Here is a 15,080-nt window from a genome sequence, read left to right on the forward strand (position 1 = left end):
CCAGGGAGGTGTTGACTTGGTACTTTTATTAATGGCCATCATGGTAGTTCTCTTGCTTCTCAATTTTCCAATGCTGCTGACCATGATCGTGGCACCATTGACGATCTTGCTCAATTATTTTCCTAACGTTAATCCAATTTTGGCGATCCAGCAGGTAGTCGCCGGCGTACAGCCCTTCGTTCTGTTAGCGGTTCCAATGTTTATTCTGGCAGCAGACATCATGTCAGCAGGACAAACAGCGAAGCGGCTCCTGGACTTTGTGCAGACTTTTGTCGGGCACATCCACGGTGGTCTGGGCATCACAACTGCTGCAACCTGTACGTTGTTCGGTGCGATTTCCGGTTCCACCCAGGCTACGGTTGTCGCAATAGGCAAACCAATGAGAAACCGGATGCTGGAAAGCGGATATCGCGATTCAGATACTATTGGCTTGATTATTTCATCAGCTATTATCGCGCTTTTAATCCCGCCTAGTATCTCCATGATTATGTACTGCGTCGTTACTGGCGCATCCGTCGGAGACCTATTTATTGCAGGTGTCCTCCCGGGCTTATTGATTCTCGCCTTTTTCTCGGTCTTCATATACTTCGATGCCCGAAGAAAAAACATACCTCTGAGCAACAGGCTTACATTTAAAGAACGCATGGTGTCGTTCAAAAAAGCGATTCTGCCCCTTGGCTTCCCGGTTATCATCTTTGCAGGAATCTACTCAGGAATTTTTAGTCCGACTGAAGCTTCTGCAATTGCCGTGCTCTATGCGCTGATTTTAGAGATGCTGATCTTCAAAACCATCAAACCAAGTGATTTGCCTAAGATTGCGCTGTCTACCGGTGCTGTCACTGCTTCCGTCTTTATCCTCGTTGCAGCAGGTTCATTGTTTTCATGGGCAATCTCCTATGCGAGGATCCCTCAGATCATCACAGCTGCTGTTCTAGGTGTTGATCCAAGCGCTTTAAGAATTCTAATCACTGTCACAATTGCTTACTTCATTGGTTGTATGTTCGTCGACTCTATTGTCGTCATAATCATCTTGACACCAATCTTCTTCCCGCTGGCAATGGCTGCCGGGATTCATCCGATCCATCTTGGCATAGTCGTCACCCTTCAGGCTGCCATAGGATCCATTTCGCCTCCATTCGGCTGTAACATTTTCACTGGGATAGCAATTTTCAACAGACCGTTCCTTGAAGTCATAAAAGGACTTCCACCATATATTTTCATGCTTGTGATCATTTCTATTTTGATCATTGCCTTCCCACAAATTTCGCTGCTGTTGGTGCCTTAAGACCAACGAGACAAGGAGTATGAAGGATGGACACAATTAAACAAGCTGTACTGGCGCTGGAGTCCGAACTGATTGAACTCAGACGGGATTTTCACCGGCATCCGGAGCTGGGCTACCAGGAATTCAGAACCTCGAGCATTGTCAAGGATTACCTCGACGGATTGGGCATTGAGACCAAGGTTGTGACTGGCACCGGCATTGTAGGACTCTTGAAAGGCACCAAAGGCCAAAGCGCTGCCGATGGTCCCACAATCCTCCTCCGCGCCGACATGGACGCTCTGGCACAAGACGAAAAGAGCGGTGTCGACTACGCATCCCAAACGCCTGGCTTGATGCACGCCTGCGGACATGATGGTCATACGGCCATGCTCCTGGTCGCTGCGAAGATCCTTTCCGGTTATAAAGACCAACTGAAAGGCAATGTCAAATTTGTCTTTCAGCCTAACGAAGAGGAAGCAGGGGCCCTCAACATGATTGAAGCTGGCGTCCTTGAGAACCCAGAGGTCGACGCGGCTTTCGGCGTACACCTCTGGACTCCGGTGCCGAGCGGGAAGATTGGATTATCGAACGGACCGGTCATGGCAGCCACTGAAGAATTTGAACTCGCCATTATTGGACAGCCTGGGCATACTTCAACACCGCATACTGCAAAAGACCCAATCCTCGCGGCTTCTTCGATTTTACAGCTGCTGCAAAGTATTCAAACCAGGGAGATAGATCCTTTAGTGCCTATCACCATCATGGTAGGCAAGATCAAAGGTGGCAGCGGCCGTAACATCATTGCGGACCGCGTCGAATTAGGTGGTACCATCCGATTCATGTTCGCCAATGAACCTGTCGAGAAAAAGATCTTGCTGGAGAAATTCGAACGACTGATCAAAGGGGTTTGTGAAGCCCAGGATGTGGGCTATGAATTGAAGTATATTCCGAGCAACCCGACGCTGATGAATGATGAGCGCATGGTACAAGTGCTGAGGGAGGCGGTGGTCGAGACCATCGGCGGACCTGAAGGCATTATTGAGCACCGCTGCATGGCAGGTGAGGACTTTGCTGAGTTCACCCAGAAGGTTCCCAGCGCATTTTATTTCCTTGGAACGGGCAATGCGGAAGTGGGCAGTCACTATCCGCACCACCATACCTGCTTCAACATTGATGAAAGCACACTCAAAACCGGCGTGGAGATTCACGTCAGAACCGTTATGAATATGCTGAAGTAACCCACTGTACTAACAGCGGACGGGCTGAGCAGCAATAGGCAGAAGCAACTGCGCCCCAAAAGCTGAGGTCATACACTAAGTTGAAGAGACTAAGGGAGGATTCATTGTGAAGAAGCTTATTACATTGTTAATGCTGATTGTACTCGTAGGCGCTGCGGCTGTTGGATGCGGACAAAAACCTGCGGAGGCCCCTGCGGCAACCGGTGAAGAGACTTACAGCTGGCGTTTTGCCCACGAGGAAATCGACGGCAGTGTTCAGGACTTGTATGTCAAGAAGTTTAAGGAAATCATTGAAGAAAAGTCCGGCGGCAAAATCAACATTGAAATTTATCCTGTAGGCCAAATTGGCGATGCGCTCCAACAGGCTGAGATTCTTCAGAACGGCGGCATTGAGTTTGCGATAGTATCTCCGGGCAACACGGGGACAGTCGTTCCTGAGAACCAATTATTCTCTCTCCATTTCCTCTTCTCGGATGATATGGACAAGAACGCAGAAATCTTCAAGAACAGTGTGGCTTTAAATGAAATGCTCAGCGGTAAATATCTCGAAAAGAACATTCAAGTTCTGGCTTATTGGACAGAAGGCGCAATGCAGTGGACTTCCAACAAACCGGTCACAACCCCGGCGGATTGGAAGGGCATGAAAATGCGTACCATGCAGTCCCCTATGATCGTCGCTGCCTACGAAGCTTACGGAGCGAACCCTACGCCTGTGCCTTACATGGAAGTCTACTCTGGTCTCCAGCTCAACATGATTGAAGGTCAGGAGAACCCACTCTTCGCGATTGAAGAAATGAAGTTCTATGAAGTACAGAAGTACCTCACGCTTGCCAGCTCCAACCTTTATATGACGACAACGTCTACCAATCCAGATTTCTTTAACGGACTTCCTGCTGACATCCAGCAGATGGTTCTCGACACTATTGAAGAACTTCGACCTTATTCATTTGAAGTTCAAGCTGAATTGAACGGTGCAGCACTTGATAAGATCAAAGCAGCGAGCGATATCGAAATTGTAGAACTTACACCTGAACAACGCGAAGCTTTCCAAGCAGCCAGTGTCGCCGCTTATGACCGTTATGCAGCTGTCGTCGGCGCTGACGGCAAAGCGATCCTCGACAAACTGATCGAAGAAGTTGCGGAGATGACGAAGTAATAAAGTAAAAATTAATAGTTAAATAGGATGTGCCTGGAGTATGGCGCTCCAGGCACATTTCAGTTTTAGTCTGTGCCAGATGCTTTAATGAACGTTGCAGACAGTCCCAGTCTAATTAAAGAACGTCGACAACCTCAGAGTATCACTGGCGTAACATGCGGGTGATACTATTTATCCCACCGAAGGAGGATGAAAATGGTAAATTTTCCAGAAGTTAAAATCCTGGAGATCGATCTCACATCCGGCACCATCAATCAAAAAACCCTTCCAGGCGAAATCTACCGTTTGTATCCAGGCGGCTCAGCTCTTGGGCTCTACCTGATGATGCAGGATTACATACCAGGCACGGAAGCACTCGATCCAGGCAATGTCCTTGTATTCAGCGTCTCACCGCTGACGGGGCTGCCCATCAGCGGCATCAGCAGAATGAACGTCACCGCCAGAAGTCCCCTCACCGGTACGGCGGGAGACAGCCAGTCCGGCGGCTTCATTGCCTCTTATCTGAAGATGAACGGCTGGGATGCTGTCGTCTTTAAAGGCAAATCTCAGAAACCGGTCTACCTCGTGATTGATGGCAACAAAGCTGAGCTGAAGGACGCGTCACACCTTTGGGGGAAAGTGACCGGCGAAGTGGAGCTTGCGATTCAGGATGAACTGGGCGATAAGAATATTGAAGTCGCTCAAATTGGCCCAGCAGGCGAGAATCTCGTCAAGTACGCCTGCATCATCAACAAGTGCAGCAGAGCCAACGGCCGCAATGGCATGGGCGCCGTCATGGGCTCCAAGAATCTGAAAGCCATGGTTGTCAAAAAAGGCCGGCCGATGGTCGCGGCGGACACAGAGGCTTTCATGGCACTGGCGCGAAGCGCCCGGAAACGACTTGAAGAAAACGAAGGCGTCGCTGGGCTGGGTCTGAATGGCACGGATGGCGATCTGGAAGGCTTCAGCGACTCCGGTTTCCTGCCGACGCGAAACTGGAAAACAGGGTACTTCCCGGAAGGTGCCACAAATATAACCGGCACGACCATGTATGAGACGGTACTAAAAGAGCGTGACACTTGCTATGCCTGCGCGGTTCGCTGCAAGCGCGTGGTTGAAATTCCGGGCCGGGTAGATCCTGTTTATGGCGGCCCTGAATATGAAACCTGTGCGGCCCTGGGCTCCTACTGTGGTGTCACAGACCTGGCAGACATTTGTGAAGCCAATATGCTCTGCAATATGTATGGAATGGATACCATCTCCTGCGGTGCGACAATTTCCTTTGCCATGGAGTGCTTTGAGGAAGGACTGTTGACTTCAGAGCAAGCGGAAGGCCTGGATCTGAAGTTTGGAAACGGTGCAGCAGTCAATACGTTGGTCAAGAAAATTGCTCTGCGCGAAGGCATGGGGGATTTGCTTGCGGAAGGCAGTGCCCGGGCTGCTGAGAAAATTGGCGGCGGGTCTGAAAAGTTCAGCATGTCTGTCAAGAAGCAGGAGCTGCCCGCCCATATGCCGCAGTATAAACCAGCTGTTGGCCTGGTCTACGCCGTCAACCCGTTTGGCGCAGATCACCAATCCAGTGAGCATGACGTTTTCCTGGTGATGCCGCCAGACAGCCGTGAGCGTGAGCGCCTCGGCAAGCTTGGAATTTGGAAGGGTTATGATAATCCGTATGAACTGGACGCAGAAAAGGTCCGCTTTGCGCTGGATACTCAAAAGTATTTTTCGGTGCTGGACTCCCTGAGCCTCTGCCAGTTTGTCTGGGGTCCGTCCTGGGAGCTGTATGGTCCGGATGAACTTTTAGAGCTCTGCCGCGCAGGCCTTGGCTGGGAAACCTCCCTTTACGAGCTGATGATGGCTGGTGAGCGCCGAATCAACATGATGCGCCAGTTTAATGCCCGCGAAGGCTTTACCGCTGCTGAGGACATGCTTCCGGCACGTCTCTTTGAACCGTTTGCCGATGGTCCCGCAAAAGGTATTCACGTCGACCGTGACGCTTTCGAAGCCGGAAAGAAGCTATACTATGAAATGGCGGGCTGGGATCCGCAGACCGGCAATCCGACGGCTGCAACATTGAAGAAATTGTCGCTGGACTGGTTGCTTTAAATAACAAAGTTGAAATGACAAAAGGAGGGACAGACTGTGGGTGAGACAAAGAGAATCAGCATTACGCTGAATCATAAGCTGTGTGAAATCGATGCGGGCATGACCGTCAGCGAACTCTTGAGTTTCAAAGGTTTTCCCAAGTCTGTCGCCGTCTTTGTCAACAAAACACCGCTTCTCATGAAAACCTATCCAACGTATGAGTTAAAGGAAGCGGATATAGTGACAGTTTTCAGGCCACTTGGGGGCGGCTAGCGCCTATTGCGACTAGGGCCTATTGGGCTAGGGCCGGGTTGGGGAAAGGTGACCATCGGCAAAAGCTCTTTTGAGCGCGTGAAAACGAGGCAATGGAAAATAAGGAGGAAATGTTATGTTCAAATCCCTTGGAGATTTGGACGCGCTTTTGAAGCAGCACGATGCATACCGAAGCAACTGCTTGAATCTGATCGCGTCTGAAAACTACACCAGCATGAAAGTGCGCAGCTATCTGGACAACGATTTTGGCAACCGTTATGGGTGCTACGCAACGCTTAATCCATCTGTGCGTGATTATACAGGAAATAAATATATCAATGATTTTGAGGTTCAGACCCATGAGCTGATGAAAGAGGTTTTTCATGGGGAGTACGTGGATCTGAGACCAATTGGCGGCCACATGGCGGGTATGTCTGTGGTGCTGGCACTGCTGGATCCGGGGGATCTGGTCATTGAGGTCAGCCTGGAAAACTGGGGGCATGGTCTTGTGGGGCCAATGTGTCAAGTAAGCCATTTTAATAAGACCATTAATGTTAAGTATATGGCTTTTAATGAGGACCGGGCGGTGGATAACGCAAAGCTTGAGGCGCAGATCCGTGCCGAAAAGCCGAAGCTCGTCATCTTTGGCGGGTCGGGGACGCTTTTTCCGGAGCCGGTGCGACAGTTCAGAGCTCTTGCGGATGAGCTGGGCTTCTACATTGCTTACGATGCGTCCCATGTGACGGGCTTGATTGCCGGTGGTGTGTTCCCGAACCCTTTGGATGAAGGCGCAGATATCATGTTTGGCAGTACGCATAAGTCTTTCCCGGGACCGCAGGGAGGGTTTGTGACATCCAACAACCGTGAACTGATGAAGAAAGTTGGGGAGACTTTGTCGCCTTCACTGGTGACTAGCCATCATCTCTTTAGAATTCCGGCTCTGGCGGCATCCCTGCTGGAGATGAAGACCTTTGGTCCTGCCTATGCGAAACAGATCGTGGCGAATTCAAAGGCGCTTGCTATGGCGCTGGAGAAAGTTGGATTTAATGTCCTTGGCAAGAACCGGGGATTCTCCGAGTCACATATTATCCTGGTTGACGCTGGCGCACAGGTGCAGGTGGGTCCTGCCAAGCATCTTGAGCAGGCAAACATACTTTGCTCAGATGACTTTTCGGGCGCAAGCCCGGAAATTAGAATTGGCACCTCTGAAATCACCCGCCGTGGTATGAAGGAAGGCGATATGGATCAGATCGCTCAGCTCATCTACAGGTCGCTGATTCTTAAAGAGGATGCAGCTGTGATTTCTAAAGACGTTGAAGCTTTAGTTTCGAAATTCCAAGGTGTCGCGTTTGCTTTTTAAGACCAGCTAAGGAAAGTCAATTCTTTTCTTTAAGAAAGATAAAAAAATTGAGTTTAAAAAATGGGTACAACAAACTAAGCCATTGAAAAGTACGAACAATGGCTATTTTTCAATTCCATTGAATCAGGCAGCTATAAGTTGTAGTTTTGCCGCTCTCCAGGATTGGTGTTCTTCTGGCTGTCTGACTTCAAATGGCTTATCATCTCGCAATACTGCAAAAATATAGTGTAATAGCTTATGCATAACTGCAACGAGTGCAACTTTTTTCTTCTTGCTTCCACATTTTTTCTGATAATAGTCCCTCAGGATTGGGTTGACTTCCTCGCCATTGCTCTTAGTACTTATTGCGGTTAATGCAACCGTAAACAGGACTCTTCGCCCAATTCGAGTGCCTCGTTTGGAGATCTTATTTTGATCCCCTTTAAACTTCCCTGATTCGTTAACACTTGGATCAATGCCAAAGTATGCAACAAATGCCTTTGGGGACTTGAACATCCTAAAATCACCGATCTCGGCGATCAGTGTTACAGCGGAAATGTAGCCTATTCCAGGGAGTTGGTCTATCAGCTCGATTTGACGTTTAACTGTTGCCGGAAAGTCCATAGAATTAACAATTTCACGGATCTTGTTAACGATGCTTTCCAAATTCTTTTGAAGACTTATGATATTATCCACACAGATTTTTATCTTAATCCCCAGCATTGAGAATTCCATGGGCATAGAAGCAGCATTGGAAGCATACTCAAGTAGTCCATCCACTTTCTTCGAAGCCCAAGACGCACCTTTACGACCATGTTTAGCAATCAATTCTATGAGTATAGAGCGCTCCGCAGATAAGATATCCATAGGGGTTGAAAAGTCCTTTAGAAGCGCCAAAGAGGCTTTGCCATAAGGCTCTGAGAAGACTTTTCTATATCCAGGGAACAGTAGATAAAGATCTGTGCTAAGCCGGTTTTTCATTTCAGTGATAGTATCAGAGAGTGAATAGTACTCTCTTACCATCATACGAAGTGCGAGGACTTGGGGCTCAGGAATAATTGAAAACTTAACGTTTTGATACTTCGCAAGTTTTGCAATCTTTTCAGCATCTTTTGAATCGTTTTTCACTTTTCTTATGTCAAGATTTTTGATAGAATGTACAGACAAAGGGTTGAGGACAAATCCTTTGAGGTCATTCGATCTCAGAAAGAAGAAGAGTGGTAAATGAAAGATACCCGTAGATTCTACGAAGTAGATGGGCTTTCGTTGTAACCGCTCTTCTTCGTTTTTGAGAATCTCTAATAGTTTTTGGAATCCAGAGGGGTTGTGATCAATTCGAAAAGGTTTTCGAATCAGAGCACCCGACGGCTCTAACATGGCAACAAAAGAAAACTCTGAAGAGACATCGAAGCCCACTACAAAATCATCAATAAATCGGGACAAAACTAGCACAACCTTTCGTACAGAATGAATCAGAGCTTCCACTGTATGAAGAACGTCTAACAAACTTGCGTTTGAAACGGGTAACACACGAAGGTGGCCCAACCAGCTAAACATCGAATCGTTCTTGTGGAGTGACACTCTTAATCGCGGATAAAGCCTCGAGATGAGGGATCCAGTTGGGGAGCATGTCTATCTCTCTGACAAGTGAGATTATAACATCATGTAGACTGGCTTTCATCAACAATTGAGCCTCTGATTCATCTGAACAATATATACTTAGTTTTCAAGGAACGTTCGGTCATCAAGTGCTTATCTAACCTATCTCTATCTTACAAGTTGGGGACGGTAATGATTCTGTAATATATGCACCCCCCTCCATCAGCCAAAAGGTTCGGCCTCGCTGCGCTTCCAAACGCGCAGCGGCGCTCCTTTTGGCCTTTTCTTTTTGAATCCTTTCAAAATTTTGCCTTATTTTCACCAAACCCCCGTCACCCTGCGCCCTACTTCTTTCAATCACCCCCATTCTATGTTAAGATAGGTTAACCAAAAATCATGAAATCATTTCAATGTCAGAAGATTTCATAAATCAGCGAGGTGACAACCATGAATTATGTCTTTGTATCACCGTACTTTCCATCCAATTTCAAATATTTTGCGATCCGCCTGAAAGAAGAGGGAGTTAACGTCCTGGGTGTTGGTTCCGAGCCTTATGATAACCTCGATCCGGAGCTCAAATCAGCCATGACCGAATACTTCAAGGTGGACGACATGGAAGACTACAGCCAGATGCTCAAGGCCTGCGGTTATTTTACCTTCAAATACGGCAAAATCGACCGGATTGAGTCCCACAATGAATATTGGCTCGAGCAGGATGCCCAGCTTCGAACGGACTTCAACGTCTTTGGCTTTAAAAACGAAGATATGGCCAGTGTCAAATTTAAATCCAAAATGAAGGAAGTCTTCAGAAGCGCCAAAGTCCCAGTCGCCCGCGGCAAGGTCATAAAAACTCCGGAAGAGGCCAAAGCCCTCATCAAGGAAACCGGTTATCCCGTCTGCGCCAAGCCGGACAACGGCGTGGGTGCCGCCAACACCTACAAAATCAAGAACGACGCCGACCTGGACAGGTTCTTCGAAACCAAGCCGGATACGGATTACATCATGGAAGAATTCATTGAAGGCGAGATCCACACCTTCGACGGCCTTGTGGACCGCAGCGGCGACGTCGTGTTCATGAATTCCTTCATCTTCGACAAAGGCGTTATGGAAACCGTCAACGACCAGCTGGACATGTTTTACTACAGCCAGCGCGAAATCCCGGAGGACCTCAAGAAACTTGGACTCGCTGCCGTAAAAGCCTTCAACCTGAGAGAGCGCTTCTTCCACATTGAATTCTTCCGTCAGAAGGACCAGAAGCTCATCGGCCTCGAAGTCAATGTCCGACCGCCGGGGGGCCTTTCCATGGACATGTTCAACTTCTCCAACGACCTCGACTTTTTCAGCCAGTACGCGAAGCTCGTCGCCGGTAAACCCGTGGAGATCGACGCCAAGCGCCCTTACTACTGTGCCTACGTGGGCCTCAAGCAGCGCGGCCTCATCCGCCACAGCCATTCCACCAGCGACTCGCTGGACAAGTTTGGCGACCTGGTCGTCCACCATGGCCCAATTGCGTCGATCTTCGCCGCGGCCATAGGCGACTACGCCATTGTCGTCCGCTCCCCTGAACTCGAGCCCCTCAAGGAAGCCAGCCGCTTCATCATGGCCCGGGAGAACGCCTAACACAGGCGTAGGCAGCAGCTGCCAAAAGTATTTCTTATCAAAGATAAAAAAATTCTGCCGATGGAGACCCCACCCCAAACTCAACATTAGGTTTTGGTTGACGCGACCATCGGCAGGAATTTTAAGGAGGGTAACCAGCATGCAAGTCGATTATCATCAGTTCTACAGCTCGCGCCTGGGGCGCTACATGGAATTCAAAAGCTACGGCCACGCCGGCAAACCCATGATCGTGTTCCCGTCCAGCGGCGGACGCTTTTACGAATACGAGGACTTCAAAATGATCGAGGCAATCGCGCCCTTCATTGAAAACGGCCTGATCCGCGTCTACACCCCGGACAGCATTGACGCCGAAACCTGGCTGAGCAAGTTCGGGTGGCCCGGTGACCGCGCGCGGCACCACAATGCCTACGACGCCTACATCATCGAGGAGCTGGTGCCCTTCATCCGCCACCACGCCAACTGGAAGGGCGGCATGATCGCTACGGGCTGCAGCATGGGCGGCTACCACAGCGTCAACTTCTACTTCCGCCATCCGGACGTCTTCGATACGGTCATTGCCCTCAGTGGCATCTACGACGCGCGCTTCTTCGTGGGTGAAAACATAGGCGACTACGACGTCTACATCAACTCGCCGGTGGATTACCTGAAGAATATGCAGGACAATCACTACCTGGAGGCCTACAGACGGGGCAATATTATCATCTGCACCGGCCTGGGCCTGTGGGAAGAGGACACCATCCGCGACACCCGGGCCATAGAAGAGATCTTGAAAGCGAAAAGCATTCCGGCCTGGATTGATTATTGGGGCTATGATGTGGACCATGACTGGCCTTGGTGGCGGGTCCAGATGCCGCATTTCCTGGGCAGACTGCAGGATCAGGGAAAACTGAGATAAATATGAAACGGGTGTCGAAAGGGCTGACAAGCGGCTTTGGACACCCGTTTCTTATTTTTGGACTTGTATCAGGTAAAGATTATTTTCTCCAAAAACTTCCGCTTTTGAAGGTTTTCACCCCACTAAAGCGGGGTAAAAACTCTTTGACTGGGTTCGTGTGACAGCATGTCGTCTGTGGAATGCCTGTGTCAGGCATGTGGTTTCCGGAATGGAGGAAGTTGTATGTATTATGGAATTGAGTTGTTCGAAACAGCCGCTCAACCGGTGCTGTCCCAGCGGCATGTGACCTCTGTGGACCAGCTTCCGGTGGTGATTGGCAAAGCCTATGAAGCCATTTTTGGCCATCTGTATCAGCTTGGTGAGCAGCCGGCGGATATGCCGTTTGTCGCTTACTACAATATGGATATGTCCGCCCTGGAGGTGGAAATTGGCGTCCCCGTTGCTCGGATGCTTGAGGGCAGCTCTGCGATTCAGTCTGGCGAGATTCCTGCTGGCAAGAAGGTCGCCGGTATGTACCAAGGGGCATATGCTGGCATGACCGCCATTTATGAAGCCCTCAACCAGTGGATGGCCGAACGGGCCATTGAACCTACCGGGGTTGTCTATGAATATTATTACAACAGTCCGGAGGAAGTGCCGGAGAGCGAGCTTCTGACCAAGGTGGTCTTTTTGGTTAAGTAAAATCGAGAACTTTTTTTAACCGATGGTTGAGGTACCATCACCATCGGCAAACTTTATCCCTTGAAGGAGGTGAATTTCCCACTTGAGATACCAACACTGCCCCAAATGTGGCGGGCACCTGTCCCTGGAGGAAACCCAGGATGTCAACCGGCCTAAATGCACGTCCTGCGGCTTTGTTTTCTTCCAAAACCCTGCAGTCGGCGTTGCCGCGATCCTGATCCGGGACCGTAAAGTTCTGCTTGGACGGCGCATAGGCAGCTACAGCGGCACATGGTGCATTCCCTGTGGTTATGTAGAATATACCGAAGACGTCCGGGATGCCCTCGTTCGGGAAATGAAGGAAGAGACTGGGCTGGACTTTGACCTGGGCGACGTCTTCGCGGTGCATTCCAATTTTCACAATCCAGCGCAGCATACGGTGGGCCTCTGGTTTCTGGCGCAGGCGGAGGGGGATCCAATGCCCCTCGACGACCTGGATCAAGTTGGCTTCTTTTCCTTTGAGGATTTGGAGTCTTCGGACATGGTCCTGGCTTTCCCGACGGACGGTTTGGTGCTGAAGTCCCTGAAGGACAAGGGTTTAATTGATTGATTGATTGATTAGACGCGCCCGCCCGTTATTATGTACATGGTTGGTTCAACTGTAGCTATAGACGCGAAAGGAGCAGGTGATTGGTTTGGATTTAGGACTCAAGAACAAAACGGTCATTGTACTGGCCTCAAGTGATGGCCTCGGTAAAGCCATTGCTGCGGAATTTGCCATGGAAGGCGCCAATGTCATGCTGTTCAGTTCTTCGGAAGTGAAGCTGAAAGCGGCAGCGGATGAAATTGAGATTTTAAGCGGCCGCCGTCCGCTGTACTGTGTGGGTGATCTACGAAAGCCTGAGGACCTCTCGCACCTGGTGGAGGAGACCGTCAAAGCCTATGGCTCCATTTATGCCCTGGTCAACAACGCCGGCGGACCGCCGGCGGGCACTTTTGAGCAGTTTGAGGATGACGTCTGGCAGAGTGCTTTTGAGCTGACGCTGCTGTCCTACGTCCGGATGATCCGTCTGGTGCTGCCGCATATGAAAGCGTGCGGGGGAGGACGGATTCTGAACTCAACTTCTTCTTCGGTGAAACAAGTGCTTGAGAATCTGATCCTGTCCAACACCTTCCGAAATGGTGTCGTGGGCCTCTCCAAGAGCCTTTCCCAGGAGCTTGGTCCCGATGGGATCCTCGTCAACGTCATAGGCCCTGGCCGCATTGGGACTTTGAGAATCACCTATCTGGACCAGATCAGGGCAGACCGCATGAATGTGTCTGTGGAAGAGATTGAGAGAGAAACCTTCAAGAATATTCCGCTGGGCCGCTATGGGAAGCCGTCAGAGTATGGGAAACTAGCTGTTTTTCTGTGCTCAGAAGCCAACACTTACATCACCGGACAGACGGTGCTGGTGGATGGTGGATTGACAAAGGCGCTGTGAAAATGAGAAAAGACAGGATAAAGTGGATGAGACGTCCATTTTATCCTGTCTTTTTGTAGGCGGCGCTCAGTATCATCAGGCACTAGCCGATGACACCGGGTTTTCATTTTGAGGAACTGGGTGTCAGACACCCAGTTCTCGTTTTAAAGACATAGAAAATCCCCGCAATGCTTCAGGCGCTGCGGGGATTTTTGGAGGAAAATCGATGTTTAATCGGGTTTTGTTTTTGTGAGAGCGCTTACGCGCGGCCTTTTTTAATCCAGCCAGCAGTCTCGATGAGTCGCTTGGTTTGGTGGGCGACAGCATCCTTAACATCCTCAACCGGTTTGCCATCCTGTCCTTGTGTGACGGAGGTGCCATAAGGATTGCCGCCGGCTTTGAAGATAGAAGCGTCGGTGTAACCAGGCGCGACTATGATGGCGCCCCAGTGCATCATGGAAGTGTAGAGGGAAAGGATAGTTGCTTCCTGGCCGCCATGAGGGTTCTGTGCTGAGGACATGGCGCTGACCGCTTTGTTGGCCAATTTGCCTTGTGCCCAGAGGCCGCCTTGAATGTCAATGAAGTTCTTCATTTGAGATGCCATATTGCCGAATCGGGTTGGGACGCTGAAGAGGATGGCATCGGCCCAGTCGAGGTCGTCGGAGGTCGCGGTTGGAATATGCTTAGTGGCTTCGACATTAGCTTTCCATGCTGGATTACCTTCAATAACTGCTTCCGGAGCAAGCTCTTGAGCTTTAACGAGTCGGACATCAGCACCTGTGGACTCTGCAGCTTCTTTTGCCCACTGGGCGAGCTGATAGTTGATTCCTGTAGCACTGTAATAGACGATTGCTAATTTTGTGTTTGACATTTGAAATACCCCTTTCAAGTGGTTGTTTTTATTTGAATGTTGTTTTGTGTTTGATAACTGTTCTCATTATAACACATTTATTACTAATTGGAAGTACTTTTTCGAAAATAATTCTAATTAGTAGTATTTTGTGGTGAATTACCAGTGATTCATCAAAATTGACTAGTTTTGCAGAGGGGGTACTAGGGATTTGCTATAATAAGAGCAGGACTGCTCTATGGTCTGCTCTATTTTGTGGAAATCATGTCAAAGGGGTTTACCTGGAAGTCATCCTGATTTATAATGGATGAGACAAAGGCGTTATGTATACAAAACGCAGAGATTCAGAGTTGGAGGGACTTTAATGAGTATATTTGAAATTGTGATGCTGACATGCTTTGGCTTTGCATGGCCAATTTCCATACATAAATCCTGGACCAGCAGGAGCACGGGCGGGAAAAGTCCTGTGTTCTCCTATGTTATTATTATTGGCTATCTGAGTGGACTGACCCATAAGTGGCTCAATAGCCGGGATCTAGTCATGGTGCTGTATGCTATCAATATGGTTATGGTGACTATTGATCTTTTGATCTATTATAGGAATAAGAGGCTTGAGGCGGCTAAGACCATCGGCAAAGGTCTTGAATCAGCCTAGGTGAATGGGTAACTTTTGAAATGGG

At 49.3% G+C, this 15,080-nt stretch carries 14 protein-coding genes; 12 read left to right on the forward strand and 2 right to left on the reverse strand.

The genetic code is table 11. The features are described from left to right. Positions 1–16 precede the first annotated feature (16 nt). The 6 genes from AC4PHM_RS01915 (at position 17) to glyA (ending at position 7,334) form a co-directional block, all read left to right on the forward strand. Positions 17–1,285 carry a TRAP transporter large permease gene (locus tag AC4PHM_RS01915; protein WP_492019216.1) on the forward strand — a complete coding sequence of 423 codons (1,269 nt, stop codon included), beginning with the start codon at positions 17–19 and terminating at the stop codon, positions 1,283–1,285. A 26-nt stretch (positions 1,286–1,311) separates the two neighbouring features. Beyond that, on the forward strand, positions 1,312–2,502 hold the full coding sequence (locus AC4PHM_RS01920; protein WP_492019217.1) for a M20 metallopeptidase family protein: 1,191 nt from the start codon (positions 1,312–1,314) through the stop codon (positions 2,500–2,502). Positions 2,503–2,608: 106 nt separating this feature from the next. Beyond that, on the forward strand, positions 2,609–3,658 hold the full coding sequence (locus tag AC4PHM_RS01925) for a TRAP transporter substrate-binding protein (protein ID WP_492019218.1): 1,050 nt from the start codon (positions 2,609–2,611) through the stop codon (positions 3,656–3,658). A 195-nt stretch (positions 3,659–3,853) separates the two neighbouring features. Then, complete coding sequence (locus AC4PHM_RS01930) at positions 3,854–5,743, forward strand: aldehyde ferredoxin oxidoreductase family protein (protein ID WP_492019219.1); 1,890 nt, start codon at positions 3,854–3,856, stop codon at positions 5,741–5,743. Positions 5,744–5,779: 36 nt separating this feature from the next. After that, positions 5,780–5,995, forward strand: a complete 216-nt coding sequence (gene thiS, locus AC4PHM_RS01935; RefSeq protein WP_492019220.1) for a sulfur carrier protein ThiS — start codon at positions 5,780–5,782, stop codon at positions 5,993–5,995. 115 nt (positions 5,996–6,110) lie between these two features. After that, the gene (glyA, locus tag AC4PHM_RS01940) at positions 6,111–7,334 is read left to right on the forward strand and encodes a serine hydroxymethyltransferase (RefSeq protein ID WP_492019221.1); all 1,224 of its coding nucleotides are present in this window, start codon (positions 6,111–6,113) and stop codon (positions 7,332–7,334) included. A 123-nt stretch (positions 7,335–7,457) separates the two neighbouring features. Here the strand turns inward: glyA and AC4PHM_RS01945 are convergent, their stop codons facing one another. Then, entirely contained in the window at positions 7,458–8,756 is a 1,299-nt protein-coding gene (locus AC4PHM_RS01945; protein WP_492018262.1) for an IS110 family RNA-guided transposase, read from the reverse strand. 603 nt (positions 8,757–9,359) lie between these two features. On the opposite strand from AC4PHM_RS01945, the gene AC4PHM_RS01950 reads away from it, so the two are divergent. From AC4PHM_RS01950 to AC4PHM_RS01970, 5 genes are all read left to right on the forward strand, one after another. After that, complete coding sequence (locus AC4PHM_RS01950; protein ID WP_492019222.1) at positions 9,360–10,532, forward strand: ATP-grasp domain-containing protein; 1,173 nt, start codon at positions 9,360–9,362, stop codon at positions 10,530–10,532. Further along, on the forward strand, positions 10,459–11,427 hold the full coding sequence (locus AC4PHM_RS01955) for an esterase family protein (RefSeq protein WP_492019223.1): 969 nt from the start codon (positions 10,459–10,461) through the stop codon (positions 11,425–11,427). Before AC4PHM_RS01950 ends, AC4PHM_RS01955 begins: the two co-directional genes overlap by 74 nt. 222 nt (positions 11,428–11,649) lie before the next feature. Next, entirely contained in the window at positions 11,650–12,108 is a 459-nt protein-coding gene (locus AC4PHM_RS01960; protein WP_492019224.1) for a GyrI-like domain-containing protein, read from the forward strand. A gap of 82 nt (positions 12,109–12,190) precedes the next feature. After that, entirely contained in the window at positions 12,191–12,697 is a 507-nt protein-coding gene (locus AC4PHM_RS01965) for a nucleotide triphosphate diphosphatase NUDT15 (RefSeq protein WP_492019225.1), read from the forward strand. Positions 12,698–12,782: 85 nt separating this feature from the next. Then, positions 12,783–13,571: an SDR family oxidoreductase gene (locus AC4PHM_RS01970; RefSeq protein WP_492019226.1), complete on the forward strand. Its 789-nt coding sequence runs from the start codon at positions 12,783–12,785 to the stop codon at positions 13,569–13,571. A 238-nt stretch (positions 13,572–13,809) separates the two neighbouring features. Here the strand turns inward: AC4PHM_RS01970 and wrbA are convergent, their stop codons facing one another. Continuing rightward, positions 13,810–14,421 (reverse strand): NAD(P)H:quinone oxidoreductase, encoded by a 612-nt coding sequence (wrbA, locus tag AC4PHM_RS01975; protein ID WP_492019227.1) that lies wholly within the window; start codon positions 14,419–14,421, stop codon positions 13,810–13,812. 343 nt (positions 14,422–14,764) lie between these two features. Between wrbA and AC4PHM_RS01980 the strand changes: the two genes are divergently transcribed. After that, positions 14,765–15,055, forward strand: a complete 291-nt coding sequence (locus tag AC4PHM_RS01980) for a hypothetical protein (RefSeq protein WP_492019228.1) — start codon at positions 14,765–14,767, stop codon at positions 15,053–15,055. Positions 15,056–15,080: the final 25 nt, after the last annotated feature.

Source organism: Acidaminobacter sp. QWL-03 (assembly GCF_058683855.1).